Annotated in this window: 29 protein-coding genes; 15 read left to right on the top strand and 14 right to left on the bottom strand. The window is 65.1% G+C overall.

The features are described 5' to 3' along the window. Positions 1-190: 190 nt before the first annotated feature. Genes AC0L2J_RS24905 through AC0L2J_RS24890 form a run of 4 tightly spaced genes read right to left on the bottom strand, consistent with a single transcriptional unit; the run spans position 191 to position 3,926 of the window. The gene (locus AC0L2J_RS24905) at positions 191-508 is read right to left on the bottom strand and encodes a response regulator transcription factor (RefSeq protein ID WP_035974188.1); all 318 of its coding nucleotides are present in this window, start codon (positions 506-508) and stop codon (positions 191-193) included. Positions 509-556: 48 nt separating this feature from the next. Further along, complete coding sequence (locus tag AC0L2J_RS24900) at positions 557-1,780, bottom strand: ABC transporter permease (RefSeq protein ID WP_063995969.1); 1,224 nt, start codon at positions 1,778-1,780, stop codon at positions 557-559. Then, the gene (locus tag AC0L2J_RS24895) at positions 1,777-2,502 is read right to left on the bottom strand and encodes an ABC transporter ATP-binding protein (protein WP_063995970.1); all 726 of its coding nucleotides are present in this window, start codon (positions 2,500-2,502) and stop codon (positions 1,777-1,779) included. The genes AC0L2J_RS24900 and AC0L2J_RS24895 overlap by 4 nt, the downstream gene beginning before the upstream one ends. Beyond that, positions 2,499-3,926, bottom strand: coding sequence for an efflux RND transporter periplasmic adaptor subunit (locus AC0L2J_RS24890; protein ID WP_063995971.1), 1,428 nt, complete (start codon positions 3,924-3,926; stop codon positions 2,499-2,501). Before AC0L2J_RS24890 ends, AC0L2J_RS24895 begins: the two co-directional genes overlap by 4 nt. Before the next feature lie 596 nt (positions 3,927-4,522). Between AC0L2J_RS24890 and AC0L2J_RS24885 the strand changes: the two genes are divergently transcribed. The 7 genes from AC0L2J_RS24885 to AC0L2J_RS24855 all read left to right on the top strand — a co-directional run bounded on the left by AC0L2J_RS24885 (position 4,523) and on the right by AC0L2J_RS24855 (position 8,211). Next, a complete protein-coding gene (locus tag AC0L2J_RS24885; protein ID WP_063996925.1) occupies positions 4,523-5,182 on the top strand; it encodes a response regulator transcription factor in 660 nt (219 codons plus the stop codon). A 165-nt stretch (positions 5,183-5,347) separates the two neighbouring features. Beyond that, positions 5,348-5,749, top strand: a complete 402-nt coding sequence (locus tag AC0L2J_RS24880; protein WP_063995972.1) for a hypothetical protein — start codon at positions 5,348-5,350, stop codon at positions 5,747-5,749. A 119-nt stretch (positions 5,750-5,868) separates the two neighbouring features. Beyond that, entirely contained in the window at positions 5,869-6,261 is a 393-nt protein-coding gene (locus tag AC0L2J_RS24875) for a hypothetical protein (RefSeq protein WP_007611483.1), read from the top strand. 30 nt (positions 6,262-6,291) lie between these two features. Then, complete coding sequence (locus AC0L2J_RS24870) at positions 6,292-6,669, top strand: curlin (RefSeq protein ID WP_063995973.1); 378 nt, start codon at positions 6,292-6,294, stop codon at positions 6,667-6,669. A 72-nt stretch (positions 6,670-6,741) separates the two neighbouring features. After that, the gene (locus tag AC0L2J_RS24865; protein WP_305764335.1) at positions 6,742-7,164 is read left to right on the top strand and encodes a curlin; all 423 of its coding nucleotides are present in this window, start codon (positions 6,742-6,744) and stop codon (positions 7,162-7,164) included. A 20-nt stretch (positions 7,165-7,184) separates the two neighbouring features. Continuing rightward, a complete protein-coding gene (locus AC0L2J_RS24860; protein ID WP_007611480.1) occupies positions 7,185-7,475 on the top strand; it encodes a hypothetical protein in 291 nt (96 codons plus the stop codon). A gap of 295 nt (positions 7,476-7,770) precedes the next feature. Beyond that, positions 7,771-8,211 carry a hypothetical protein gene (locus tag AC0L2J_RS24855; protein WP_063995976.1) on the top strand — a complete coding sequence of 147 codons (441 nt, stop codon included), beginning with the start codon at positions 7,771-7,773 and terminating at the stop codon, positions 8,209-8,211. A 1-nt stretch (position 8,212) separates the two neighbouring features. On the opposite strand, the gene AC0L2J_RS24850 is transcribed toward AC0L2J_RS24855, so the two are convergent. After that, positions 8,213-9,055, bottom strand: a complete 843-nt coding sequence (locus tag AC0L2J_RS24850; protein WP_063995977.1) for a GNAT family N-acetyltransferase — start codon at positions 9,053-9,055, stop codon at positions 8,213-8,215. Between the two features lie 122 nt (positions 9,056-9,177). On the opposite strand from AC0L2J_RS24850, the gene AC0L2J_RS24845 reads away from it, so the two are divergent. Then, complete coding sequence (locus AC0L2J_RS24845; RefSeq protein ID WP_473394826.1) at positions 9,178-9,882, top strand: SDR family oxidoreductase; 705 nt, start codon at positions 9,178-9,180, stop codon at positions 9,880-9,882. Between the two features lie 263 nt (positions 9,883-10,145). After that, positions 10,146-10,967 carry an outer membrane protein gene (locus tag AC0L2J_RS24840; protein ID WP_473394823.1) on the top strand — a complete coding sequence of 274 codons (822 nt, stop codon included), beginning with the start codon at positions 10,146-10,148 and terminating at the stop codon, positions 10,965-10,967. Positions 10,968-11,038: 71 nt separating this feature from the next. Here the strand turns inward: AC0L2J_RS24840 and AC0L2J_RS24835 are convergent, their stop codons facing one another. Then, positions 11,039-12,202 (bottom strand): serine hydrolase, encoded by a 1,164-nt coding sequence (locus tag AC0L2J_RS24835; RefSeq protein WP_473394822.1) that lies wholly within the window; start codon positions 12,200-12,202, stop codon positions 11,039-11,041. A 265-nt stretch (positions 12,203-12,467) separates the two neighbouring features. On the opposite strand from AC0L2J_RS24835, the gene AC0L2J_RS24830 reads away from it, so the two are divergent. Beyond that, a complete protein-coding gene (locus tag AC0L2J_RS24830) occupies positions 12,468-12,869 on the top strand; it encodes an ArsR/SmtB family transcription factor (protein WP_473394821.1) in 402 nt (133 codons plus the stop codon). A gap of 2 nt (positions 12,870-12,871) precedes the next feature. Next, positions 12,872-13,363: an SRPBCC family protein gene (locus AC0L2J_RS24825; protein ID WP_007611469.1), complete on the top strand. Its 492-nt coding sequence runs from the start codon at positions 12,872-12,874 to the stop codon at positions 13,361-13,363. Positions 13,364-13,474: 111 nt separating this feature from the next. On the opposite strand, the gene AC0L2J_RS24820 is transcribed toward AC0L2J_RS24825, so the two are convergent. From AC0L2J_RS24820 to AC0L2J_RS24810, 3 genes are read right to left on the bottom strand one after another with little or no spacing between them, the layout of a single operon-like run. Continuing rightward, positions 13,475-14,695, bottom strand: coding sequence for an ABC transporter substrate-binding protein (locus tag AC0L2J_RS24820; protein ID WP_473394820.1), 1,221 nt, complete (start codon positions 14,693-14,695; stop codon positions 13,475-13,477). Between the two features lie 22 nt (positions 14,696-14,717). Continuing rightward, positions 14,718-15,692 carry a Bug family tripartite tricarboxylate transporter substrate binding protein gene (locus tag AC0L2J_RS24815; protein ID WP_473394819.1) on the bottom strand — a complete coding sequence of 325 codons (975 nt, stop codon included), beginning with the start codon at positions 15,690-15,692 and terminating at the stop codon, positions 14,718-14,720. 36 nt (positions 15,693-15,728) lie between these two features. Further along, on the bottom strand, positions 15,729-16,607 hold the full coding sequence (locus tag AC0L2J_RS24810) for an IclR family transcriptional regulator (RefSeq protein ID WP_007611456.1): 879 nt from the start codon (positions 16,605-16,607) through the stop codon (positions 15,729-15,731). Positions 16,608-16,817: 210 nt separating this feature from the next. Here AC0L2J_RS24810 and AC0L2J_RS24805 point away from each other — a divergent pair, with 210 nt between their 5' ends. After that, on the top strand, positions 16,818-17,660 hold the full coding sequence (locus AC0L2J_RS24805) for a hypothetical protein (RefSeq protein ID WP_473394818.1): 843 nt from the start codon (positions 16,818-16,820) through the stop codon (positions 17,658-17,660). Positions 17,661-17,691: 31 nt separating this feature from the next. Here the strand turns inward: AC0L2J_RS24805 and AC0L2J_RS24800 are convergent, their stop codons facing one another. Together AC0L2J_RS24800 and mhpA are read right to left on the bottom strand one after the other, a co-directional pair. Beyond that, positions 17,692-18,540, bottom strand: coding sequence for a fumarylacetoacetate hydrolase family protein (locus tag AC0L2J_RS24800; RefSeq protein ID WP_473394817.1), 849 nt, complete (start codon positions 18,538-18,540; stop codon positions 17,692-17,694). 23 nt (positions 18,541-18,563) lie between these two features. Continuing rightward, positions 18,564-20,051, bottom strand: coding sequence for a bifunctional 3-(3-hydroxy-phenyl)propionate/3-hydroxycinnamic acid hydroxylase MhpA (gene mhpA / locus AC0L2J_RS24795; protein ID WP_063996926.1), 1,488 nt, complete (start codon positions 20,049-20,051; stop codon positions 18,564-18,566). Positions 20,052-20,270: 219 nt separating this feature from the next. Between mhpA and AC0L2J_RS24790 the strand changes: the two genes are divergently transcribed. Then, positions 20,271-21,419: an ABC transporter substrate-binding protein gene (locus AC0L2J_RS24790; protein ID WP_473394816.1), complete on the top strand. Its 1,149-nt coding sequence runs from the start codon at positions 20,271-20,273 to the stop codon at positions 21,417-21,419. Between the two features lie 33 nt (positions 21,420-21,452). Continuing rightward, positions 21,453-22,631, top strand: coding sequence for a cytochrome P450 (locus tag AC0L2J_RS24785; protein WP_007611444.1), 1,179 nt, complete (start codon positions 21,453-21,455; stop codon positions 22,629-22,631). On the opposite strand, the gene AC0L2J_RS24780 is transcribed toward AC0L2J_RS24785, so the two are convergent. After that, positions 22,628-23,416, bottom strand: coding sequence for a DNA-binding transcriptional regulator (locus AC0L2J_RS24780; protein ID WP_007611436.1), 789 nt, complete (start codon positions 23,414-23,416; stop codon positions 22,628-22,630). The two genes, AC0L2J_RS24785 and AC0L2J_RS24780, sit on opposite strands and share 4 nt — an antisense overlap. 147 nt (positions 23,417-23,563) lie before the next feature. On the opposite strand from AC0L2J_RS24780, the gene AC0L2J_RS24775 reads away from it, so the two are divergent. Continuing rightward, on the top strand, positions 23,564-24,547 hold the full coding sequence (locus AC0L2J_RS24775; RefSeq protein WP_473394815.1) for a VOC family protein: 984 nt from the start codon (positions 23,564-23,566) through the stop codon (positions 24,545-24,547). Between the two features lie 15 nt (positions 24,548-24,562). Here the strand turns inward: AC0L2J_RS24775 and AC0L2J_RS24770 are convergent, their stop codons facing one another. Next, a complete protein-coding gene (locus tag AC0L2J_RS24770; protein WP_007611428.1) occupies positions 24,563-25,225 on the bottom strand; it encodes a response regulator in 663 nt (220 codons plus the stop codon). Continuing rightward, on the bottom strand, positions 25,222-26,607 hold the full coding sequence (locus AC0L2J_RS24765) for a HAMP domain-containing sensor histidine kinase (RefSeq protein WP_473394814.1): 1,386 nt from the start codon (positions 26,605-26,607) through the stop codon (positions 25,222-25,224). Before AC0L2J_RS24765 ends, AC0L2J_RS24770 begins: the two co-directional genes overlap by 4 nt. Positions 26,608-26,777: the final 170 nt, after the last annotated feature.

Here is a 26,777-nt window from a genome sequence, read left to right as displayed (position 1 = left end):
GTGACCAACGTCCACCGCCGTCCGGCCCGCGTTCGTGACGATCGCGATACGCCCCTCTTCCTTGGGCCGGAGTGAGGGATTACTAACAAAAATCCGAATTCTAATAAAGAGAAATATTTTGTCGCCGGTCCGTTGACCCCGGACTTGGGTGTTTCGCCCGAAATGACGCAAGGGATTGTGGCCCGAGCCGTCAATCCGGCGCGGTCGGCACCGGCGTAGTCTGCGCGACCGCCTTGGCCGGCGCGGCCGTCGTGGAAGTGCGGCCGCCATTGGCCAGGTTGCGGCGAAGCGATGGCGGTGCCGCGTGCAGGGCAAAGATGATCGCGATCTGGGTCCGGTTCTGGAGACGGTATTTGCGCATGATGTTGCCGATATGGGCCCGGACCGTGTTCTCCGAGATCTTGAGCTCGTACGCGATGTTCTTGTTCTGCATTCCGCGCGCGATCAGCATCATCAGGTCCCGCTCGCGTGGCGTTGGTGTGATCGAATTTTTCGGATCCGGACTCATGACTGCTCCTCCGTGGCCTTTGGTCGATGCGAACACCCCAGCATGTTCTCACTCCGTCTTGAGTGCCTCGATCGGACTGAGCTTGGATGCCTTGTGTGCAGGATAAAAACCGAAGATCAGGCCGGTCGCGATCGAGAAGGCGAGGGCAAGGCCGATCGCCTGGCCGTCGATCGAGGTGATCCATCCTGCCATGCGAGCCACCGTCATCGAGAGCGTGACGCCGGCTCCGACGCCGATCGCGCCGCCGAGCAGGCAGAGCACGAGCGCCTCGCAGAGAAACTGAAGACGGATGTCCCGCATCCGCCCGCCAAGCGCGCGGCGAATTCCGATCTCTCGCGTGCGCTCGGTGACCGACACGATCATGACATTCATGATGCTGATGCCGCCAACGAGCAGCGAGACCGAGGCGATAGCGACGAGCAGGAGCGCGACGGTGCGGATCGCTCCCTGCTGCGCTTCCATGGCGGCGGCCGGATCCTGGACCTTGAAGTCGTCTTCCTGGCCAGCGAGGATACGGTGGCGCTGCCGCAGCAGGTTTTCGATCTCCGTTCGCGCCCCCGCCATCTGTCCATCCGCAGCCACCTTGGCGATGATGTAGGCGACCGAATCCCGGTTGATGTTGCTCGCGCTGCCGAGGAAGCGCAGCTTGGCCGTGGTGAGCGGCACGAAGGCGACGTCGTCCTGCGCCGGCCCCTTGCGATCGAGAACGCCGACCACTTCGAGCGGCACCTTCATGATCCTGATCTGTGCGCCGATCGGATCCTCGCCGGGCGCGAACAGCTCCTGCGCCACCGTGCTGCCGAGGATCACGACCTTGCCGGCGCCTGCCTCCTCGGTGCTGGAAAAATAGCGGCCGGTCGCAAGCTGCCAGTCGCGCACCATGAAGTGCCCGGTCGTCGTCCCGTTGATCGTCGTGTTCCAGTTCTTGCTCTCGTGAATGACCTGGGCCGTTCCAGCAATCGAGCCGGCTGCTGCCTGGATCTCGGGGATCTGCTCGAGGATCGCCTGCACGTCGCTCTCGGTCATGGTCAGCTTGCTGCCATCCTTGAGACGCACGCCGCCCTGGTAGACCGCGCCGGGGTTGATCATCAGCACATTGGCGCCGATCGAGCGGATCTGCTCCTGGAGGCGAAGCTGCGCGCCGGATCCGATCGCAAACACGGTCACGATGGAGGCAACGCCGATCACGATGCCGAGCATGGTGAGGATGCTGCGCAACGGATTGAGGCGCAAGGCGTGCAAAGCGATCTGAAAACCCTGGAGCATCGTCATGGCGCAGCGCTCCGTTTCGGCAGGATCGGAGCCAGCGTTTCGTCAGCGACGAGTGCGCCGTCGTGCAGGCGGATCGTGCGCCGGCACTGGGTCGCGATCCCTGGATCATGCGTGATCATCACGATGGTCTGGCCGGTCCGGTTCAGCGCGGCGAACAGGGCCAGTATCTCGGCGCCGGTCCGGCTGTCGAGCGCGCCGGTCGGCTCGTCGGCGAGCACGATCAGCGGGGAGGCGATCAGGGCGCGCGCGATCGCGACGCGCTGCTGCTCGCCGCCCGAGAGCTGCCGCGGGAAGTGGTGGGCCCGGTGCACCATTCCGACGGCCTCCAGGCTCTGCTCGGCGCGAGCCAGACGTTCCTTGCGGCCGATGCCGCAATAGACCAGCGGCAGCGCGACGTTCTCGATCGCATTGTGGCGAGCGAGCAGATTGTAGGACTGGAACACGAAGCCGATGCTGCGGGCGCGCAGGGACGACCGGTGGTCTTCCGAGAGATCGGCGACGTCGGCGCCCTCGAGATAGAGCGCGCCCTCGCTCGGCAGGTCGAGCAGCCCGATCATGTTCATCAGCGTCGACTTTCCCGAGCCGGACGGTCCCATCACCGCGACGATCTCGCCTCGTTCGATGTCGAAGCTGACATTGCGCACCGCAGTCACCGCCACTCCATCGGCGCGATAGGTCCTGGAGACCGACTGCAGGCTGATGAGGGGCAGGGAGGCTGTCATGACCCAAACCTGATGCCGAGAAATTCCATGCCGGCGGGCCGAATCGCCTGTCCCACGGCGACCTGGCTACCCTCGACGAGGTCTCCGCTTCTGAGCGCGACCTGCTCGGTGCCGGCGGCGCCGACCGTCACGGGAATACGCCGGAGTGAGCCGCTTGCGGTGCGCGCCCACACCCCGCTGCGCGCCGCGGCATCCGGCTGCGTGCCGGAGGGCTGGAAGCGCAACGCGGCAAGCGGCACTTTCAGCACGTCGTCCTGCCGCTCGATCACGATCTTCACCAGGGCGGTCATGCCCGGCAGCAACGCGCCGTCGAGATTCGAGGTCGCCAGGACGACGGTATAGGTCACGACGTGCTGCTGGTTCTGCGGCGCCTTGCGCACCTGCCGCACCACCGCCTCGAAGCGGCGGTCCGGGTAGGCATCCACCGTGAAATGGGCGCGCTGGTCGGGCGCGATGCGCCCGATATCGGCTTCGTCGACCTGCGCGTGAATTTCCATGTCCTCCAGTCGGTGCGCGACCACGAAGGTGGTGCGCGATTCCAGTCCGACCGCGAGGGTCTGGCCCTCGTTGACGAACCTGCCGACGACGACGCCATCGATCGGCGAGCGGATCACGGTGCGGTCGAGATCGGCCTGGGCCGCAGCGAGAACAGCCGCCTTCTCCGGCACGGCCATTCGTGCCTGCTGCAATTCCGCCTCGATCCGGCGCACGTCGGCCTGCGCGCCGTCGACTGAGTAGGCGTTCAGGGACATGAGGACTTCGGCCTCGCGCTCTTGGGCAAGCCTCGCGGTGAACTCCGTCTGGGCGTCATCCACCGCCGTTACCGCCACGACGTTTTGTGACTGTAGAGCCAGCTTGCGCTGCAAGGTCTTCTGCGCCGACGCCTTGACCGCCTGCGCGCTGTCGAGCTTGGCCACGAGGACGTCTCTGCTGCCCCTGGCGTTTTGCAGATCGATCCTGGCGCGGTCGAGCTTGGCCCGCTCGATGTCGACAAAGGAGTTCGCCACCGCCACGGCCGCCCTGGCTTCGTCGACCTTGGCCGCAAAACTGCGCGGATCGATCAGGGCGAGCGGCTGATCCTTGCTGACCGTGTCGTTGAAATCGACATAGACCCGGGCGAGCTGCCCGGACAGTTGGGAACCGACCTCGATCGTCTTGACCGGCTGCAGGGCGCCGGTGACGGTGATGGTCTGCTCGATGCTGCCGCGCTGGATCGAGGCATAGCGGAATACGGGGGCGTCCGATCCGAAGGTCCGTGTTTCCCGCCCGACAGGTCCGAGCAGCCGCTGGGTCGATTCATAGGCGCGAGCCGCCTTCTGCGCTGCGGCCCCGGCCGCGTCGCTGATCACGGCTGGCCGGACGGCGTAGACCGCGGCGAGGCCACATGCAGTTCCGAGCAAGGCAATAACTGGCACAAATCGCATATCAAAAACCCGCCTCTTGAAATGGCATCGTTGGCGGCACGGAGAAAGATCGCGCTATGGTTGTAAATCTCTCAAAGCGCAGTCCATCGTCAGTGTGTCGCCGCTGCCGGGGCGACGGTCGGGTGCGCCTGATGATCCAGAAGTAAAATCCGCGGGCGCTGATTTTCATGGCTTGCCGGAGATGCATACGGAGCGTATCGATATGACGCGCGCGGTATCGAACTCGACAAGCTGACTTAACGTCCCGTCTGTTCTGGCTGAAGCGGCCAGCGCCTGGCGTTCAAGTCGGCACGTGGGTGGCGACGCCATGACGCAGCGGGCGATACCGAAGTTCCGACGCCAGATTGTCGCATTGTCGATATCGCGCCTCGCTGTGATTCCGCAGCTCCCGAGCGCGAATCCCCGCAATCACGAAACCCGATATGTGAACACCTTCACTCGTCTTGAACGGGTGTTGGCCCTAAGACGTCGAAGCGGCGGATCGCGGCGACTCGCCCGATCCCCGCGAATTCATCCAAGCACCTTGATCTCGCTTGCAAGAAGAATGGATGGCTCGTTGCGTGTTCATCGAGCCCCAAGCCGGGGAGCCCGTTGCCATGAGTTCAGGTCAAGCTACAGTTTATATCATTGATGACGAAATTCAGATTCGAACTGCGATAGGAAGTCTCTGCGAGGAGACCGGGCATCAGGTAAAATTGTTTGCATCGACGGACGAGTTCGTCGCGGGCAGTATTTCCGGCGGACCTTCATGCCTCGTGCTCGACGTCCGCTTTCCCGGCACGGCGCCGACCGGCCTCGAGCTTCAGCGCCGGCTCGCCGAGACGGGCGTGCTCATCCCGATCGTCTTCATCAGCGGCCATTCCGACGTCCGGGTCTCGGTCGAGGCCATGAAGCGCGGCGCAGTCGAGTTCCTTCCAAAACCGTTTCGCGAACAGGAGATCCTCGATGCGATCAGGCATGGCATCGAGCGCGACCGCAGGCGGCTCGAACGCGAAGATAGCGTGCGCGAGGCGCGCCAGCGCGTCGAGACGCTGACGTCAAGGGAGCGCGAGATCATGCTGTTGATGGCCGAAGGTCTCGTCGCCAAGCAGATCGCGGCGAAGCTTGGGGTGAGCGAAGTGACGGCCAAGGTCCATCGCGCCAGGATGATGCGAAAGCTGGAGCTTCGCTCGCCGATCGAGGTGGTGCGGTTGGTCGACAGCATGGGACGCGAAGACGAGACGACACGAACCGGCGCGGGACAACCCTACAGCTAGTACTGCGGGCACCAGGGCGCCGCGCAACGTCTAGTCCGTACCGATTAGCATGAACTGCAGTCTGTCGCACGCAGCACGATCGGTTCAATGTTGTCCTTGCGATGTCGGCCTCCTCCAAGACGGCATCCGAACCCAGTCAGAGATCTTAGCCAGAAAGGATATTCCATGCGCAAATTGTTTCTTGCTTCCGTTGCCGTGCTCGCCCTGTCCTCCGCCGCGCAGGCCGCCAACACCTCGACCACCGTGCAAGTGGGCCTCGTGAACGGTTCCAGCGTCTCGCAGCAGGGCCTCACCAACGACACCTCGTCGACCAGCCAGCTCGGCCTCGTCAACAGCGCGACCACGATGCAGGGCACCAGCGCGGCCTCGCTCAACAACGGCAGCACGGTCAACCAGATCGGCGTGCAGAACTCGGCGACGACCGGCCAGGTGGCGTTCGGCAACAACGGCAGCTCGATCACCCAGAACTCGTTCGGGCCTGCCCCGCTCCAGAACAACGCCGCCGCCGTCGGACAGCTCAGCGTGTTCGGCGTCAACGGCAGCACCGTCTCGCAGACGGCGCACTAAGCCAGCCCCGTTTGGCCGGACGCGCCAATTGCGGCGCGTCCGCGCCATTCTTGAAAGCACCGCCTCGGGCAGGACGACTCGGTGAGAGGTTGTCCGCCGACTTTTGCGGAGGAAATGTCATGCATCAGAAATATCTCGTCGCCACGATCGTCGCGTTCAGCCTGCTGACCGCCGTCGATGCCCAGGCCGGCAACTCTGCCAGCGTGCTGCAATTCGGCACCACCAACAACTCCTTCATCTCGCAGAGTGGCGGCACCAACAACAGCGCCACCACGATGCAATTCGGCGCCACCAATACTGCGACCACCCTGCAGACGGGTTCGCTCCTCACCGTCAACACCTCGGTGATCGGGCAGGGCGGTACGACCGCGACGGCGTCCAACACGGCGCTGGCCGGCCAGGCCGGTGGCTTCAATTCGAGCCTGATCGGCCAGATCGGCGCGAACAACGCGGCTGGCGTCGGACAGCTCGGAATCCTGAACGGCTCGACGATTTTGCAGCAGACTCCGTGATCGCAATCCTTTTCGATAGCGAGGCATTTCATGAGACATTTTTCAGGCGCCGCCTGTGGCGCACTTTTCACCTTGTGTTGCATGGCTGCCGGCTCGGCCAGTGCGCAGACCGCCGATATCAAGACCATCGTGTCGCTCGGCGGCCCGCCGGTGGTGCTGAACCAGAACAGCCAGCTCAACATGGCCGGCGTGTTCATGATCGGCGGCAGCACCAGCGCGACCGTCACTCAGAACGGCACGAACAATGCGACCGGAATCCTGCAATTCGGCGGGACGACGTCGGCATCGGTCGGGCAGGCGGGCGTGAACAATGTCGCGTTTGTCGGCCAGATCGGCCAGTCGACCAGCAGTTTCCTGTCGCAGTTCGGTGCGTTCAACTCGGCGACGGTTGTCCAGAATAGCCATTGAGCTGGGCGACCTCACCGCCATCAGAAATGTGATGGGGGCAAGGCGATGAAATGCGGTAGACTGCTCCTGGCATTGGCGGCATTGATCGCCGCTGTCAGCGTCGCGTCCGAGGCATCCGCCGGATCCGTCCAGCGCGGCGTGACGAACCGGAACGTGAGCATCGAAACGGTCGTGCAGTTCGGCAACGATGTCCAGCCTGTTACGATCGAGGAGAACAGCCGCATCAATATCGCGCGTGTCATCCAGATCGGTGGCACGGGAACGGTCGATGCGACGATCATCCAGAACGGCACGCGAAATTATGTCGACGTGATCCAGGTGGGTGGCACGACCAATTTGGCGATCGGTCAGTCGGGCGTGAGCAACATTGCCGATATCACTCAGGTCGGCACTTCCACCAACGCCCTCCTGCTCCAGATCGGAGATATGAACACGGGAACGGTGCGACAATTCGGGCGCTTCAACTGGCTGTCGATATTTCAGTTCAGCCGGTGATCGAAAAGGTGAGGTGCAATATGAGGTTCATCGCGCTCGCAGCAGGAATGAGCATCATGATGGCAACGACAACCGGGCCGGCCGGAGCCGGCGAGTCAGGTGACGGCCACACCACCGTAGTTCAGGACGAGAACGGCACGTCCGTGATTACCCAGAGCGGCGATCCGGCGCAGGCCGAGGTCAAGATCGAGAAGGAGCCTGGGCGCACCACGGTCTATCGCCGCAGCGGTGGCAACACCGCCATCGTGACGCAGGGCACCGGGAATCCGCAGGATATGCTGGACTGGCTGCGCAAGCAGCAGGGCCGCTGACGCACGAAGGCCCATCGTCCGTGATGGACGATGGGCCGCATCGTGAGCGAGCGTTACCAGCTGCGATAGACGCCGGTCAGGGTGCCGTTGTTGTTGCCCTCCGGGCCGACATCGCCCGTTTTCCCGGAACACGAGCGACATCAGCCGGGGATCCCGGGCGTCTTGCCGCAGCTTGTTCCCCGTTAATCCCGTGCCTTAACCAATAATTAATTATACGTTTGCGGGTGGGCGACAGCCCGGCCTAGCGTGCGGTGGGGAGCCGCTATCCGCGAAGCCAAACGAGTTGGTGCGTATCATGATGTCCAGATCATTTGGGGCGTTGCTCGCCTCGCTCAGCGCAGCCGCGCTGCTCCTTGCTCCCAGCGACAGTTTTGCCAGGCCCGGCGGCACCGTCGCACATGCCGCCACGCCTTCCGGTCCGGTGGCGCGCCCGCCGATTGCGCCAGGTGCCAGGTTCCGTGGACGCAACACGCCCTGGGTCTACTGGCCGGGCGGCGGCGGCTTCTTCTACGACAATGCAGGCTACGGCCAGCCTTTCGTAGAGACCGCCCAACCCGTCACCAGCGACGTGCGCTACACCTATACGTACGACGTTCCCTGGGATTGGACGCATCGCTTCCCGCCGAACGTGGTGCCGTCAGACCGGCCCTACGTGCCGAGCTGTCCGACGGAACAGGTGACTGTGCCCGGCCGCGGCGGCGGCGAGCACACCGTCAACATCATGCGCTGCTACTGAGCTAGCCCAGCTCAAAACTGGTCACGCCGAAGACGCGGTCGATCCGCAGCGGCGCGATCGGCCCCGTGTACATCCGCGCCGTCTCGAACATCGGCTTCAGCCCGAGCTTTTCCGCAAGTGCAATCGCCTCGCGATTGACGGCGGGGACGTCGAGGAAGATTTCACCGCCGTTTGCGCCCGCCAGCAAGGCCTGCACGATTGCGTCCGCCGCCGCGCGATCGTCGGCGACGAGCGGGCCGATCTTGCGGCCGGTCCGGCACGGCCGGATCACACCCCATGCAGCGAGCTTGCCGTCGCGCAGCAGCGCGCGACCGAGATGTCCCGATGTGCCGATCCAGGTACGCAGGAAGGCGCTGCGCGGAGCCGGGAACACCGTTGCATCGTCGGCTTCAACCAACGCGAACGGGATCGTGTCGAGCGCAACCACATCGCCGGGCGGCCTCGATGGCGCGGCGACGATGCCGCCATAGCGGACGTTCGCGTAAGCGAGCTGGAAGCCGGACTTTTTGTAATTGCCCTGCTGCGCCGCGACGCCGTCGAGGCCGATCACGCGAGCGCCTGCATGCGCGATCGCCGCGTTCCAGATGCGCAGGCCGTGGCCTCTGTCGCGAAAATCCGATCGCACGATGTAGAAGCCGAGAAAGGCGAAGCGATCGTCGTAGTTGACGCAGGAAACGGTCGCGACCGGCTCGCCGTCGATCTCGCCGACGAAGAAGCCCTTCGCGTCGGGGATGGCGAAACAGGCGGCGTCGGAGAGGCCCGGATTCCAGCCCTCCGCCGCGGCCCACTCGACGGCGGTGGCGATCTCCTCGGGGCGCAAATTGCGGATCTGCAAATCGCTCATCTTTCCAGTCGCTTTCGACGGTGGACCTTCCGGTCGGTCCGGCGGTAGAAGGCCTCATGATAGGCCGGGCCCGCGGCTCGCCTCAACGATATCACAGGGGATTATCGGTCATGGCAGCAGAGATGGCAGCGGAGAAGGTCGCACTCGTGACCGCCGGCGGCAGCGGCATGGGGGCGGGAGCCGCGCGTCGGCTCGCAGCCGACGGCTTTCGTGTCGCCATTCTGTCCTCCTCCGGCAAGGGCGAGGCGCTGGCAGCCGAGCTCGGCGGATTGGGGATCACCGGTTCCAACAAGTCGAACGACGATCTGAAGCGGCTTGTCGACGGGGCGATGGCCAAATGGGGACGCATCGACGTGCTCGTCAACAGCGCGGGCCATGGGCCCCGGGCGGCGATCACCGAGATCACCGACGAGCAGTGGCACACCGGCCTCGATACCTATCTGCTCAACGTAATCCGTCCGACCCGGCTGGTGATGCCGATCATGCAGACGCAGAAGGGCGGCGCCATCATCAACATCTCGACCGCCTGGGCATTCGAGCCGAGCGCGATGTTTCCGACGTCTGCGGTGTTCCGCGCTGGCCTCGCCGCCTTCACGAAGATCTTCACCGACACCCATGCCGCCGACAACATCCGCATGAACAATGTGCTGCCGGGCTGGATCGACAGCCTGCCGCAGCTAGATGCACGCCGTGACAGCGTGCCGATGCGGCGCTACGGCAAGGTCGAGGAGATCGCCGCGACGATCGCGTTCCTGGCATCCGAAGGTGCGGCCTACATCACGGGACAGAACATCCGTGTCGACGGCGGACTGACGCGTTCGGTCTGAGACGCGGGGGCTCGAATCGCGTTTCGCGCGCTTGTCGCGATGCGACACGGACGTGCGTCGTGCGCCGCGGATGCGTGGCCTCTCGGTCACACCAGTCACGCGTTCGCGTGCCGCACGGCGCGCACTACGTCGCAGTCCCTATGAACTTCGCCGCAGCCCAAGACGGCGAGGGACCGGTAGCCTATGCCCGATCTGCGCCGGACAAATTTCCGCCCGCGCGCATTCGAAACGCGAGATCAATCGCGTGAGGCAAGGAGACTGGAATGAAGAAGTTTTTGCTGGCAGTTGCCGCGGTCGTTTTGGGCTCCGCATCCGTGCAGGCGGCCGACCTCGCGGCGCACTACACCAAGGCGCCGATGATGGCGACGGCCTACAACTGGACCGGCTTTTACGTCGGCGGCAATGTCGGCGGGCAGTGGGGCAGCGCCGATCCGGCCACCTCGACCGCGTTCGATCCCGCTGCCTATTTCGCAAGTTCCAGTGTTTCCGCGATTGCGGCCGTCGGCGCCCAGCGGATCAACAGCTCCAGCGTCACGGGCGGTTTTACCGCCGGCTACAACTGGCAACTCAACAACGCCGTGCTCGGCCTGGAAGGCGACATCAACTATTTCGGCTTCAAGGGCAGTGCGTCCGGGTCGGCGCTCTATCCCTGCTGCGCGCCGACCGGCTTCACGGTGTCGTCGTCGGTCTCGGCCGACTGGCTCGCCACCATCCGCGGCCGCATCGGCTTCCTCGCGGCTCCGACCTGGTTGCTCTACGCCACCGGCGGCGCGGCGATCGCCGAGGTGAAGGGCAATTTCAACTTCACCGACACGTTCGCCGCGGCGACGGAGTCGGCCGCGTTCCGCGATACGCGCGTCGGCTGGACCGCAGGTGTGGGCACTGAATATGCCTTCGGCGGCGGCTGGTCGCTCAAGGCGGAATATCTCTATGTCGATCTCGGCCGCAGCACCGTGACCAGCACCAATCTGCTTGGCGGCGCATTTCCGACCAACGTCTTCACCCACTCGGTCGATCTCAAATCGAACATCGCGCGCGTCGGCGTGAACTACAAGTTCGGCGGACCGGTCGTCGCCAGATACTGAGCTTCATCCCGTTCCTGATCTGGCGTGGAAAGCCCCGGCTCAGCCGGGGCTTTCTCTTTTCAGGGATGTGTTCAGCGCGGGCCCATGAGCTTCGCCAGCGCCGGCAGGATCCTGTAGCGGGCGATCTCGTGCGCGTATTCGCCGCGATTGGCCAGCAACACGATGCCGATCCGCAGCGCCGGCACCAGGCCGATATAGCCGGAGGCGTTGTTGAGGCCGCCGGGCTTGTCGACGACGGTGACCTCGGGAAGATGCACCGTCTCCCAGGCCATGCCTTGGCCGAATTTCTCGTCGACCCGGAAGGCCTCGTGCTGAGTGATCCGGAGGGCCTCGCGCAACTGCGGATCGATCGACCGCCCGTCGACGCAGGCCGCAACGAATGTTGCGAGATCCCGCGGCGAGGAAAACATCTGGCCGGTGCCGGGGAAATCAAAATAACTCTGCTGGTTGCCGATGGGACCGATCGCCATGCCCTGATCCGAATAGCCCTGGACCGCGCGCTGCATCCGGGCCTCGTCCATGACGGCACGGCTGTCCTCGCCGCGTTCGGGCAAGGAGGTCGCATTCATGCCGATCGGCTTGAAGATGCGTTGTTCGAACAGGCGTGCGATCGGAGCGCCGTAGCAGCGCTCGAGCACCAGTTGAAGCAGCACATAGCCGGCATGGCTGTAGACGCGCTGCTTGCCCGGCACTTCGCCGGCTTGCGGTCTCCAGCTGTTGAACATGTCGATGAGTTGCGCGCGAGAAAAAGTGTCGCTCGGCCACGGCGGATGATCGGTCGGCAGCAGCATGCCTGAGGTGTGCGTGACGAGTTCGCCCACGGTGATGCGGCGGACATAGTCGCCGGTGAGCTCGGGGAGATATTTCGCCAGACGATCGTCGAGCTGCAGCTCGCCGTGGAGGGTGCCGAGCGCGACCAGCGTCGCCTCGAACGGCTTGCGCAGGGAACCGAGATTGAACAGGGTGTCCGGCGTGACCGGTCTTTGCGTGGCGTCGTCGGCAAAGCCGTAGTTGAAGAACTCGACATGGCCGCCGGCATAAAGCGCGGCGGCGAGACCGCCCGGCTGGTCCGGCGTCGCGGTCGGCGCCAGTTCGTTCGCGACGATGTCGCGCATCTGCGCGATCATGTCGGAATCCGCGGCGGCGCCGCGCGGCCAGGCAAGCGCGAGGGGAACGAGCGCCGCCCGGGCGAGCGCCCGTCGGGTGAGGTACGATGAGGTGACAACAGACGGCACGGCTCTGGCGCAGGATTCGATGCGCCCCCAGTCTCTTGTAGCGGGAAGGACCGCGCCTCCCTATTCACGATCGCGCGTGGTGGGTTCCGCGCGAGTGGTCCGTAGCCCGGATGGAGCGAAGCGCAATCCGGGAAAGTGCGGCAGGCGAGCGAGCGGCCCTGGATTACGCTTCGCTTCATCCAGACTACCAGTCGGTAAAAATTTAACTTAGCTAATTGGCTAACAATCGTTGACGCGGCACGGCGGCAACCATATAGTTAGCTCCATGGCTAACCAATTATCCCGGCTCGATCAGGTTTTTGCGGCCCTTGCCGATCCCACCCGGCGGGCGATCGTGATGCGGCTCTGCGCCGGCGAGGCGTCGGTCGGCGAGCTTGCCGAACCCTTCGAGATGGCGCTGCCGAGCTTCATGAAACACATCCACGTGCTGGAGACGAGCGGGCTCGTCCTGTCGGAGAAGTCCGGCCGGGTGCGCACCTGCCGTCTCAGTCCCGACGCACTCCTCAGCGCGGAGGACTGGTTCCAGCACCAGCGTGCGATCTGGGAGGCGCGGCTCGATCGCTTCGAAGCCTATGTGATGAAGCTGAAGAAGGAGCGGACGGCTGCCAAGCGGCCAACCAAGACAAGTAGCAAGACGATCAAGACAACCAAACGGAAAGGTTCCTGACGATGACGAATTCTGCCAATCCCGCCTTGTCGCAATGGTCGCTCGACCGCGAGATCGTGATGTCGCGTGTGATCGACGCGCCGCGCGATCTGGTGTTCGAAGCATGGTCCGACCCGAAGCACCTGCCGCAATGGTTCGGGCCGAAGGGTTTCAAGCTCGAGACCTTCGAGATCGACGTGCGCGTCGGCGGCGTCTGGCGCTTCAACATGATCGGCCCGGACGGCACGGTCTACCCGAACCGCATGCGCTTTCGCCGCATCGAGCGGCCGTCGCTGATGGAGATGGATCACGGTACCGACCAGGACGAGGATCCCGGAATGTTCCGTTTCACCGTCACCTTCGCCGAACAGAGCAACGGCAAGACGGTTCTGATGATGCGGCAGCTGGCGTCGAGCACGGCGCAGCGCGACGGCATGATCAGCTTCGGTGCCGTCGAATACGGCTACCAGACGCTCGACAAGCTCGTGGCTTATGTGGGTGGGATGAAGAGATAGGCGAGCAGCCACTTCCTCCCTCATGCCGGGGAGGCCGCGGAGCGGCCGCCTCGAAGCACGAGCACCACCGGTGATGCCTTCAGGCGAGCGCCCCTCAGGACGAGGGGCGCTTCATTCCTTCGCCTCGTCCGTGACGATGTCGCCGATTTTCTGCCAACGCTGGCCGTCGAACTGCACCATCTGGAACTGCTTGTTGACGCGGTAGTCGGTCGGCGTCGTCGTCACCGAGATGCCCGGCAGCGTCAGGTCGAGTGTGATGTTGTTCAGGCGGGCGGCCTGGCGCATCACGTTCTCGCGCGTGAGATCGTCGCCGCATTGCTTCAGCACCTGCACCAGCAGCTGCGCGGTGATATAGCCGTAGACGTTCAGGTTCGAATCCTTGTCGCCCTCTGGGTAGTACTTGGCCATGAAGGCGAGATATCGCTTCATGCCGGGATCGTCCTTCCATTCGGGATCGGCTGAATCCTTGACATAACCGACGCTGACGACGCCCTTGGCGTTGTCGAGTCCGGCGGGTTTCAGCACCGCGCTGACCGAGGAGGCGTTGATGTCGATGATGTGCAGCGGCTTCCAGCCGATCTCGGCGACCTTCTTGATGGCCTGCGCGGCCTGTTTCGGCGTCGTGGCGCTGAACAGCACGTCGGCACCTGCATCCTTCAAACGCAGGATCTGCGAGTCGATGGTCGGCTCGGTGATCTCGTAGGACGTCTCGGCGACGATCATCTTCGCTTTGTCACCGAGGCCTGCCTTGAAGCCGGCGAGGTAATCCTTGCCGAGATCGTCGTTCTGATAGAGCACGCCGATCCTGGCGTTCGGATGGTTCTTCAGAAGATATTGCGCGTAGATCCGGCCCTCGACGAGGTAGGAGGGGTTGAAGCCCATGGTCCAGGGGAAGTTCTTCGGATCGGTGAAACGCGCGGCACCGGTTGCCGCGAAGAGCTGCGGGACCTTCTTGGCGTTGAGATATTTTTGCACGGCGACATTCGGCGCCGTGCCGATGATCTGGAAGGTCAGCAGCACCTCGTCGCTTTCGACCAGCTTGCGGGTCTGCTCAACCGTCTTCGGAGGCGAATAGGCGTCGTCATACTGGATCAAGTCGACCTTGCGGCCGTTGACGCCGCCCTGATCGTTGATCATCTTCATGTAGGCGGCCTGGGTCTTGCCGATCACGGCATAGGCCGAGGCCGGGCCGCTGAGCGGGACGGTCTGGCCGACCTTGATCTCGGTGTCGGAAGCGCCGGGATCGTATTTCTTCTGCGCCTGTGCTCCCGGGATCGATAGCGCGAGAGCGATCGCGGCTGCCGCGACATGTTTGATAAGTATTGTTTTCATTTCCATTCCCTGTTCGTGACTGTCACTCGCCCTTGAGGCCGGCCTCGCGGATCAGCCCGGTCCACTTTTTTGTTTCGTTGTCGATGAACTGGCCGAACTCGGCCGCGGTGCCGGCGCGCACTTCGAGGCCCTGGGCGGTCAGCTTGCCCTTGATCGCCGGCTCGGCCAGCGCGCGCAAGACCTCGGTCTGCAGCTTGTCGACGATGGCGCGCGGCGTCGTCGAAGGCGCCATGAAGCCGTACCAGCCGGCCGCGGCCACGTTGGGAAAACCCTGCTCGCGCAGGGTCGGCGCTTGCGGATAGAGCGCGCTGCGTTCGGCGGAAGCGACGCCGAGCACGATGAACTTGCCGCTCTGGATGTAGGGCAGTGCGGTCGGCAGTGCCGTCAGCGTGGCATCGACGCGGCCGGCGAGCAGCTCGGTGTAGGACGCGGCATCGCCACGGAAGGGAATGTTGAGCCCCTTGACGCCGGCATCCCTGAACAGGAGTTCGCCGGCAAGATGCGGCTGCGAGCCGGCGCCGGGCGAAGCGAAGGTCAGGCCATCCGGCTTCGATTTGCCGTAGGCGATCAATTCGGGGAGCGTCTTGAACGGCGCGTCCGCGCTGATGATCAGGAACAGCGGCGCGATCACAGCCATCGCGACCGGCTGCAGATCCTTGCGCTCATAGGTCAGCTTGCCGAATAGCGCTTCGGCGGTGGCGTAGGGCGCCGCGACATAGAGCAGGGTATAGCCGTCGCCCGGCGCATGCGCGACCGTGTCGTTGGCGATGCGGGTGCCGGCACCCGGCTTGTTCTCGACGATGAACTGCTGGTGCAGGCTGCGGCCGAACTCTTCGGCCAGCAGCCGCAGCGAGATGTCGTTGGAGCCGCCGGGCCCGTAAGGGGAGATCAGCCGCACCATGCGCGACGGCCAGGCGTCCTCAGCGCGTGCGGCGAATGGAAGTCCCGATATCGAAAGGGCGAGGGTGCCCAGGAATGTTCGCCGTGTGACGGTCATGGTGGCCTCCCGGTGGCGGAGCGCCGATTGTCTTGTTCATCGTCTAGCGCTCTTCTTGTTTTGCTTCTGTGTTTCGGTCGCCGGCGCCGCCCCAATCATGGTGCGGATGCTGTCGGCAAGGGCGGCAATGCGCGGGCCGATCTCGCCCTCCAGCTGGCCGGGCTGGAGCCGGAATGCGGGAATGCCGCAATTGATCGAAAAGGCCTGCTTCGCCTCACGCGCAAGAAACAGCGGCGCGGCGACGGCGTGGATCGAGGCGATGTACTCGCCGAAGCAGGTGCAGAAGCCGCGGCTGGCGCATTGTGCGAGGCCGGCGCGGTAGGTCTCGCGGAACGCCGACCACAGCTCGGTGTCCTCGCTTGCAATGCGCTCTTCGAGCTGTGCGGCATCGGCTTGCGGCAAGGTCGCCGCCGCGGCACGGCCCATCGCCGTCATCACCACGGAAATGGGCATGCCGATGTCGGGGACGTGCGGGCCGACGTCGCCGGAGCGCGCGGTCTCGACATAGATCATGGAGGTCGCATCGAGCAGGCCAATCGAGACCGTGCCGCGCACGCTTTGTGCCAGCTCCTGCATCATGGGACGCGCGACCTGGCGGAACTGCATGTCGGCGAGCAGCGGATGCGCCATGCGAAGTGCGCGCGCGCCGACGCGATATTTGGCGCGTTCGGAATCGTAGCGGAGGTAGCCGAGTTCGGCGAGCGTATGCGTCAGCCGCGCCACCGTCGGGCGCGGAATTCCGGTCAGCGTCGACAGCTCCATGTTGCCGAGCTGCGTTGCCCCCGCCTTGAACGCTTCGAGCACCACGAGGCCTTTTGCGAGCGTCGTCGCGAACGCCGCGTCGTCGACGCTGTCCGCCAGCACGGCGGCGGCGGACGAGGAGGCGCGGATCGGTTTGGACGCGGTTCTGGCCATGCAGGCTTAATGAACCGGGCCGGGCTTGTTGTCCAATAGATTCAGAAAAGACCGTCTTATGTCCACTATCCGGACATGTGGCGCCTTTGCCGGCGGGGACAAATGTGCGCGAAGAGCCCCCGCCGCACACAGATTTTCGTCGCGATTCCGTGGCTTGTTGTGACAGGATTATTACGATTGAATGTCAGATCGATTACAGCGGAGCGATTCATGTTGCAGTGGCAGGCGCGGACAAATCCCCTCGCGTGGTGGTGGGGGTCCCTGACGCTGGTCAGTGCTGCCAACATTCTCGTCTGGTTCATGCTGTACCGCGAGTTCTACCCGACGCCTGCCGGCAGCATCGGTGGCGGCTCCGACATCGGGCTGATGTTCGTGCTCTGCGCCGGCTATGTCTTCGGCTGCGCCTTCCGCTCGTTCCTGCCGCGCGCCGACGTGCAGCGCATCTGTCTGTTCGACACCTGGCTCTCCAGCGTCTTCGTCGGCCGCACGGTCGCGACCGTGGCCGAACTGTGCTTCGCCGCGCAATGGGCAGTCATCCTGCATGAGCTCGGGACCATGACGGGCGCCGAGACGGTCGTGAACATCGCGTGGGTGATCGTGCCCATCATCATCATCGCGGAGTGCTTCTCCTGGTATGCGGTGGTGACGACCAACTTCCTCTTCAACGCGATCGAGAACTCGCTGTGGGCGGTGACATTCTTTCTCGCGGGCATCGCGCTGTGCCGGCTGATGCCGGAATTCCAGGGACCGGTGCGTTGGGCGTTGATTGCCGGCATCATCGGCATCGCCTGCTTCCTGGCCTTCCTCGTCACCGTCGACGTGCCGATGTATCTCAGCCGCTGGCGGGCAGGGCATGAAGAGGGCAACAGATTGCTCGGCTTCCTCGAAGGCCTGCATGACGTCTCGACGCGCTGGGTCGTGACCCACGACATCGCGCACTGGAAGGGCGAGCTGACCTGGATGTTCCTGTATTTCACCGCCGCGGTGTGGTCGAGCCTCGCGCTCTGTGCGCTCTACGCGATGGATGGCTATCTCACGCGCTATCTGGCCTGACGGTCGGAGCCCCATGCCGATGAATCGGCACTCACGCTTCGGCGATGACCTTGTTGCGCAAAATGCCGATGCCGGAGATCTCGACCTCGACGGTGTCGCCGGGGCGCATCCATAGCGGCGGCGTGCGCTTGGCGCCGACCCCGCCGGGCGTGCCTGTGATGATGACATCGCCGGGGTCGAGCGGGCAGATCGTGGAGATGTAGGCGATCAATTCGGGGATGGCGGTGATCAGGAGATCGGTCGTGGTGTCCTGCACTACAGTGCCGTTCAGGCGCGTCTGCAGAGAGAGTTTCGACGGATCCGGAATTTCGTCCGCCGTCACCAGCCACGGGCCGAAGCTGCCGCTTTCCGCAAAGGTCTTGCCGGAGAGGAATTGGCTGGTGTGGCGCTGCCAGTCGCGGATGCTGCCTTCGTTGTAGCAGGAATAGCCGGCGATATGGTCGAGCGCGCTGCTCGCAGGGATGTGACGGCCTTGCTTGCCGATGACGAGCGCCAGCTCACCCTCATAGTCGAAATCGTCGCTGACCTTCGGCTTCACGATCGGCTGGAGATGGCCGACCTGGCTGCAAGGGAAGCGCACGAACAAGGCTGGCTTCTCGGTGACGGTCCGGCCGGTTTCGGCGACATGGTCGCGATAGTTGAGGCCGACGCAGATGATTTTGCCGGGATCGGGGATGACGGGGGCAAAACTGATCCGGTCGAGGGCATGATCGGGCGCAGTCGACGCGACCAGCTTTGTCGCTTCTGCAACCCGACCGGCTTCGAGTACCTGTCGCAGCGTGGTGCAGGGCGCCATACGCGTGCCGAGATCGACCACGCCATTGTCCTTGACGGCTCCGAACGAGGGGCGTCCGTCGGCGATGAAAGAGAGCAGCTTCATGAGATATCCTCGAGAGACGTCGGTCAGGCCGCGGACGGCACGTGGGTTGAAGGCGTGATGGCGGCGATGAGACGGGCAAGCTCGCCGGTGTTGCGGGCGGCGCCACGGACGTAACGGTCGGGGCGGACGAGCGCGGCGATGATGCCGTGCTCGCGCAGCCAGCGTCCCACGCCGTTGGACTCGTCGCTGGTCAGGATCTTGATTCCCGGTGGCAGCGCAGCCGCGTTTTCGACGAGGAGAACATCGCCGTAGCCGACCATGTCGTCGCTGCGGCGGCCGTCCTTCAATTCGAATTGCGGCGCGAGATGCCCGGCCAACGGCAGGTCGCCGAGCGCGAGCCCGGGGCCGAGCAGGGGTTTCTTCACCTCCAGCTTGACCGGTGCGTTCTCGCGCGCTTCGCCGGCGGCCAGGCCCGCTTCGATCGCCTTGGTGTTGATGACGCCGCCGAGGCGGATGGCAAGTTCGATGAATTGGCGCACGTGGGGCTGGCGCTCGCTCTGATAGGTGTCGAGCAGATCTGCCTCCGCCCGTCCGTGCAGGACCGCCGCCAGCTTCCAGGCGAGGTTGGCGGCATCGCGGATGCCGGCACACATGCCCTGGCCGAGGAATGGCGGGGTCTGGTGCGCGGAATCGCCCGCCAGCAGCAGCCGTCCGCTGCGCCATTGCTGGGCGATGACGGAATGAAAAGTATAGACCGCGGCGCGCTCCAGCTCGGCATCGTCGGGCGTGATCCAGCGCGACAGCAGCTCCCAGACCTTTGCCGGCTGCGCGACCTCCTGGGAGTCTTCGCCGGGGAGGACCGTGATCTCCCAGCGCCGCCGCGTGCCGGTGCCGCGAACATAGGTCGCCGGCCGGCGCGGATCGCAATGCTGGATACTGTAGTCGCCGAGATCGTTGCGGCTCCGCTTGAGCAGCACGTCGATCACGAGCCAGCGCTCGTGAAAGCCGAGGTCGTCCATGCCGGAGCCGATGAAGCGGCGCACCAGCGAGCGGGCACCGTCGCTACCGATGACATAGCGGGCACGGACTTCGCTGAGCGTCCCGTTGGAAAGGTCCTCGTAGCGAACGCGCACGCCGGTCTCGTCCTGATCCAGCGCGAACACGTCGCAGCGGTTGCGCAAGGCGACGTGCGGCCAGCGCGAAAGGCCGGCGATCAGCACGTCCTCCAGCTCGGGCTGGTGGAAGCGATAGCTGAGATTCCATCCCATCGGCGTCAATGTCTGTGGCCGCGACCAGTCCAGCAGCATTTTGCCGTCGGCGTCGAGAAAGAGCATGCCGGGGCTGAGGATGACGTGCGGCAAGATCGCCTCGGCGAGGCCGATGGTCTGGAACACCCGCATGCATTCGTCGTCGAAATGCACCGCGCGCGGCAGATGATAGGTCCGCGCCTCGCGCTCCAGCACCAGCGTTCGCACGCCGCACAGGCCGAGCAGGTTGGCGAGCGTGGCGCCGACCGGGCCGCGGCCGACGATCACGACGTCGAAGAGCTCGAGGGTGGATTTATCTTGCATGGGATATTTCTTCCCCATGGCGCCGCGTCGCTTCAACACCGCCGCGCCAAGTGTCCGCCCAGCGGACGGATGCCGGCTGGTCGGCCATCCGAGGCAGATGCCGAGCTGTCCGCCAGCCGGACACCTTGGTGATGGCGCTACGCGCGGCGGCGTCGTTTGGCTAGGGACAATGAAAAGGAAGCGCGGGCCGCCCGAGAGCGGCCAAGGGGAGAAATGGTGATGCTGCGATCCGTGCTGAGCGTGTGTGTTGCGCTGCAAATGTTCGCGTCGCCGGCTGTTGCGGCCGATATCAAGGTCGGGATCATCCTGTCCGCCACCGGGCCGGCGGCCGCGATCGGCAATGCCGAACGTAACGGCACCGCTTTTGGCCCCACCGAAATCGCCGGCAAGAAGGTCGACTATCTCTTCCTCGACGAGGCATCCGACAGCACTGCGGCGGTGGCGGCGCTGCGCAAGCTGTTTCAGGAGAGCAGCATCGACATCCTGATTGGCCCGACCACCACGCCGGGCTCGTTCGCCGCCATCGACCCCGCGGTCGAATACAAGCTGCCGGTGATCACGCTCGCCCCCGTCAATGCGCTGGTCGCGCCGGTCGACGCACGGCGTCGCTGGATCTTCAAGACCACGACCAATGACGACCACGAAGCGACGCCGTTGTTTGCGAACATGAAAAAGACCGGAGTCAAGAAGCTGGCGCTGATCGGCTTTGGCGATTCCTATGGCGACGCCTGGAGCAAGGTCAGTGCCCAGATGTCCGCAGCCGCCGGCATCGCGCTCGTCGCCGACGAGAAATATGCGCGAACCGATACCACAGTGGTCGGGCAAATCCTCAAGATCATCGCGGCGGCACCCGATGCTGTGTTGATCGCCGCCTCCGGCGCGCCGGCGGCGCTTCCGCTGCTGCAATTGCGCGAGAAGGGGTTTACTGGGCAGATCTACGGGACGCTCGGCGCGACGTTCGGCGACTTTCGCAAGCTGACCGGCGCGCAGGGCAACGGCCTGTTGGTGCCGCTCAGTCCCGCTGTCGGTGCAGCGTCCTTCCCGGACGAGTATCCCGCGAAGAAGGCTGCGCTCGAATTCATTCGACGGTACGAGAGCAGGTTCGGCGCCGGCAGCCGCAACATTTTCGCCGGCAGTGCCTATGATGCATTGATCCTGATCGAGCAGGCCGCGCCCGCCGCGCTCAAAGTCGCAGAACCGGGCACGGCGGAGTTCCGTGAAGCGCTGCGTGGTGCAATCGAGGGCCTCAAGGGCGTCGCCGGCTCGCGTGGCGTCTACAATTACGGCTCTGACGATCACACCGGTCTGGACCAGACGGCGCTGACGCTGGGCAAGCTCGAGAACGGCGAGTGGATTGCCGTGCGCTGAGGTGACGGTCGCGATTTGGGAGGAGCGCGGAGGATGTCGACCGTAACGAACTGCCCGGCCTATGACGTCGATCTCTACGACGACGACGTGCTTCGCGATCCGTATCCGCACTATCGCGCATTGCGCGAGCTGGGCGCCGTGGTCTGGCTGTCGCGCAACGGCCTCTACGCACTCGGGCGGTTCGAGGATGTTCGCGCGGCATTGCGCAATCCCGGCTCGTTCTCGTCAGCCGAGGGGGTCGCCGCCAACGCGGCGGTCAACGAAATGTCGAAAGGCACCACGCTTGCGAGTGACGCGCCGCTGCACGACCGGTTGCGGGCGATCATCGCCGCGCCGATGCTGCCGCGGGCGCTGGAGGAGATCGGTCCTCAGATTCGTGCCGAGGCGAGGCAGTTGGTCGACGGCCTCGTGAGGCGCGGGCAGTTCGACGCGGTGGCGGATCTGGCGCGGCATCTGCCGCTCACCATCGTCTCGAAGCTGGTTGGGCTCGAGGACCATGGCCGCGGCAGCATGCTGCGTTGGGCGGCCGCGACGTTCAACGTGCTCGGTGCCATGAACGAGCGCGCCTGCGCGGCCATGACGGACGTGCAGGAGATGCGGGGCTATCTCGGCGGCGCTGCGATCCGCGAGCGGTTGCGGCCGGGCAGTTGGGGTGAGCGGATTTTCGAGGCTGGCGATCGCGGCGAGGTCGAGCCGGAACGATGTCCGGTCCTGATGCGCGACTATCTGGGGCCGAGCCTCGACACCACGATCTTCGCCACCGCGAACCTGATCCTGCTGTTTGGGCGGCATCCCGAGCAGTGGGACCTGGTGCGTCAGGACCCCGCGCTCATCCCGAATGCGATTAACGAGGCGTTGCGGCTGGAATCGCCGATCCGCGGCTTCACCCGTTACCTGGCCGCCGATACAAAGATCGGGGAAGCCGTCATTCCCGCCGGAAACCGGGTGCTGCTGCTCTATGCTTCGGCCAATCGCGACGAACGGAAATGGCAGGACCCGGAGCGCTTCGACGTGCGCCGCCGCGCCAGCGATCATCTCGGTTTCGGCAACGGCACGCATATGTGCGCGGGCCTGCACCTGGCCCGGCTGGAAATGACCGCGCTGCTGGAGGTGCTGGTGGAGAAGGTGGCGCGTTTCGACATCGGCGAGCCCGTGCTGGCGCTCAACAACGTGCTGCGCGGGCTCGCCTCGCTGCCGGTTCGCGTGGCCTAAGGGCTGACTGGAATTGCGGAGGCGGTCTCACCCAGCAATGACACGAATTGCGCGATGGCCTCCTCGATCCCCAACGCAGAGCGGATCCAGATGATCGAGATGCAGCCGAACACGGCGCCGTCACGGACGATGGGGACGGCGATCGAGGCCGTCTTCGGATTGTATTCGCCCTCGCTGCGGATCGCGTATCCGCGCACCTGCGTCTCGGCGATCATTCGGCCGAGGCGGCCTTCTTCGAGGAAGGGGCGGTCATCCGCTTCGTCGATCCGGCGCAGATGGTTGACGATCAGGTCGCGCTCGCGCGCGGGGCAGGCGGCGAGATAGGCGCGGCCCGCAGAGGTCCGCAGCATCGGCAGGCGCTTGCCGATCATGCCGCGGTCGATCGAGAGCGGGCTGCGGGAATGCGTGGTCTCCTGGACCACCATCGCGGCGTTCTCATACGTTGAAAGATCGACCGGCCAGACCAGGGTCTTGCTGAGCTCGGCGAGGTAGGGCGCCGCTGCTTGGCAGATCACCACGCCAGGGTCGTAGCCATCGCCGAGGCTGAGTGCGAGGCGAGTGACGCGAAAGCGGTCGTCGCTGGCACTTCGAGCGACATAGCCGAGTTCCTCCAGTGTCTCGAGCAGGCGGTAGACGGTCGGGCGAGGCAGGTCGAGCGCGCGGGCCACGTCGCCGGCGCGAATGCCGCCGGAGCGGTTGACTTCGTGCAGCACGTCCAGCCCGCGCTTGAAGGCGCGGACGCCTTCAGACTGCCGCGGCTGACCGTTCGTCCGCTCCTTGGACACTTCGCATTTCCTCCCTTGTGGCCGGCGGCCCCGCGCTTATCGTCTCTGCGAACGCGAAGCGATCGCGGGACGCCACCGTAGGATCGCGCGCGGCCGGTATCAAGTTCGCCGCAGTGCGGCGGACGCGATGTCCTCGGGAGGAATTCGATGGAAATCACCGCGCTCGGCTATGTCGGGGTCAACTCCTCCCAGCTCGATCAATGGAGCCGGATGGCGACCGAGCTGCTCGGCATGCAGCAGGTCGATCGCGGCGGCAAGATGCGCGCCTTCCGCATGGATGACCACAAGCAGCGCCTGGTCATCGACGGCAGCAGCGATGCCGGGCTCGCGGTGATGGGATGGGAGGTTCCCTCGGCCGCGGACATCGACCGTCTCGCCGGCCGTCTGGAAAGCCATGGCGTGAAGGTGACCCGCGGCTCGCGCGCGCTGGCCGACGAGCGGCATGTGGCCGAGCTGGTCGTGTTCAGCGATCCCGCCGGCAACCGGCTCGAGGCCTTCTGCGAACCGGAGCTTGCGATCGAGCCGTTCAAGCCTGGGCGGCCAATCTCCGGCTTCCGCACCGGTGCGCTCGGCATGGGGCACGTCGTGCTCAACGTCGAGGATGTCGAACTGCTGGTGCCGTTCTATCGCGACGTGCTCGGCTTTCAGGTTTCCGATTTCGGCCTCAAGCCCTACGGGCTCTATTTCTTCCACGTCAACGGCCGTCACCACTCCTTTGCAATGGTTGGCTCAGGGCGGAAAGCGCTGCACCATTTCATGGTCGAACTTGGCAGCCTCGATGATGTCGGGCAGGGCTACGACCTCGCGCAACTGGACGACGGCCGCGTCGCCTACACGCTGGGCCGGCACACCAACGACCACATGACCTCGTTCTACGTGAACACGCCGTCCGGCTTCTTCATCGAATATGGCTGGGGCGCGCGTGTCATCGACCCCGAAACCTGGCAGCCGCACGAGACCTTCGACGGGCCGTCGCTGTGGGGTCATGAGCGGCTCTACATGCCCGAGGAGCAGCGCAAGCGCCTGCGCGACATGAGACTGGATGCAGCGTCGCGCGGCGTCCGTGTGGCCGATCCCCGCGTGCCCCCACTGAATTGTGCGTGGCTGGATTCGGTGGTGGCGCGGGAGTAACCGGAGCGGACACGATCAGGCCTCGCCGAGATCGACCTCCGTCAAGATTCCCTGGCGCAGCGCCAGCCGGACCAGCTCGATGTCCGAGCCGACGCCGAGCTTGTCCTTGATCATGGAATGCAGGTTCGCCACCGTCTTCGGGCTGACATGGAGCGTCTCGGCGATCTCCTCTGTCGTGTTTTCGGCGAGCAGCAGCCGCAGCACCTCGAACTCGCGCGGCGTGAGGACGTCGGCGGCAGAGCTTTCCCCGGCGAGCCGGCTCAACGCGAGCTCATGGTCGATGTCGGGGCTGATCGCGATCTTGCCGGCGAGCACGTCCATCACGGCGCGCACCAGCGTCTCCGGCGGGCTGGTCTTGGTGACGTAGCCCCTGGCGCCGGCGCGGATCGCCTGCACGGCAAAGCCGGCATTCTCGTGCATGGTGAAGACCAGGATCCTCGCGCCCTTGTCCCATTGCCTGATGCGCCTGACCGCCTCGATGCCGCCGATGCCGGGCATGCTCAGGTCCATGATGACGAGGTCGGGTGCCTCCGATTTGTAGAGACGGTAGGCCTCGGCGCCGTCGGCGGCCTCGGCGATGACGCGCAATCCCGGCTGCTTCTGGAGCACGGAGCGATAGCCCTCGCGGACGACCGAATGGTCGTCGACCAGCAGAATGGTCGCGTCGGCCGCGCTCATGCGGCGTGCTCCAGCGGCGGCCGATCGGCGGCTGCGAGCGGAATGACCACGCGCAGTGCGGAGCCGCCGTTCGGCGCGGCCTCGAAGCTCAACTGGCCGCGCAAGGCTGCGACCCGTTCGCGCATGCCGAGCAGGCCCATTCCGGATTTCGCGACGGGATCGCTCGAGCGTCCGTCATCGTCGATCGCAAGCGCGATCTCGCCGGCGCCCATCGTCAATTCCAGGCTGACCCGCGTGGCGACGGCATGCTTGGCGGCGTTGGTGAGCGCCTCCTGCACGATCCGGTAGAGGCTGGCGCTGATCGTGGCCGGCAGGGTCTCGAATGCGCCGTCGAACCGGATCGAGAAACGCGTCTCGCCGCGGCTGCGCCCGTTCCAGCCCGCGACGAGGCCTTCGAGGCTGGCGACGAGCCCGAGCTCCTCGACATCGGGCGGCCGCAGCCGGAACAATGTGCCGCGCAACGTCTCCATCATGCCGGTTGCGGTCCGCGCGATGCCGTCGCATTCGCCAAGCAGGGAAGGGCAGTCCTGCGCGGCGGTCTGGCGGGCGGAGGAGGCGAGCGCGCGGATGGCGGCGAGCGACTGGCCGAACTCGTCATGCAGCTCGCGCGCGAGATGGCGGCGCTCCTCGTCCTGGAGCGCGATCAGCTTCCGCGTCAGCTCGCTGCGTTCGGCAAGCGCGGTCTCGAGGCTTTCGGCGAGATGGTTGAAGCCGTCGCGGATCGCGGAGAGCTCGGCAAGATCGAACGGCGGCAGCCGCGTGGTGAGGTCGTTGGCGGCGATCCGCTCGAGGCCGGTGCGGATCATGCGGGTGGGGCGCAGCGCGCGTGCCAGCGCGGCGTAGACCAGCCCGCAGAGCAGCGGCAGCGCGATCGCCAGCGCCAGCATCAGGCGGCCGGCCTCGTGCCAGGCCTCCGCGGTCTGCACGGCCGGCTCGACCGAGACCACGGCGTCGCCGAGCTTCGCTCCGCGCACGATCACAGGCCGTGCCGCTTCGCGGCCGGGGTCGAACAAGCTGCGATAGAAGGCCGTGAAGGCTTGCGGCGGCGGGTTCGCCGGGGCCGGCGCGCCGCTGCAGAAGCGCTGGAGGATGTCGCCGCTCGTGCCGCGAAACGCCAGGCACAGGCCGGGCGTCATCACATAGGCCGAAACGGGATCGAGGTTGGGAAAGTCCGAGCGCGGGCTGGCGACCCACTGGATCTTGCCCTGCTGCAGCTCCAGCGTCTTGGCCACGATCGCGGCGATATCGTCGAGGCGCGCATGCGCCTCGCGGTCGGACGTAATCAGGAAGTAGGCGGAGATGGCTGCGAAGCAGGCGGCCGATATCGCGGCCACGCGCAACGTCAGACGGACTTTGAGATCGAACCTCGGGCGGTTCCACATCGGCAGGCACCTGTTGCGAACGGGTTGTCGCGCCCGCATTAAACGGCAGAACGCATCCGGCGCAAAGCCGCCAGGCGCGAGTGCGGTGCACCGTCGTGAAATTTTCCCGGCCATCACCGGGACCGGCGCCGCTGCATGGCCTGATGTCGCCGTCCAGATTGGCGCGCCGC

It is taken from the genome of Bradyrhizobium sp. MV1.5 (genome assembly GCF_055807615.1).
This window is presented reverse-complemented; position numbering and strand designations above follow the sequence as displayed.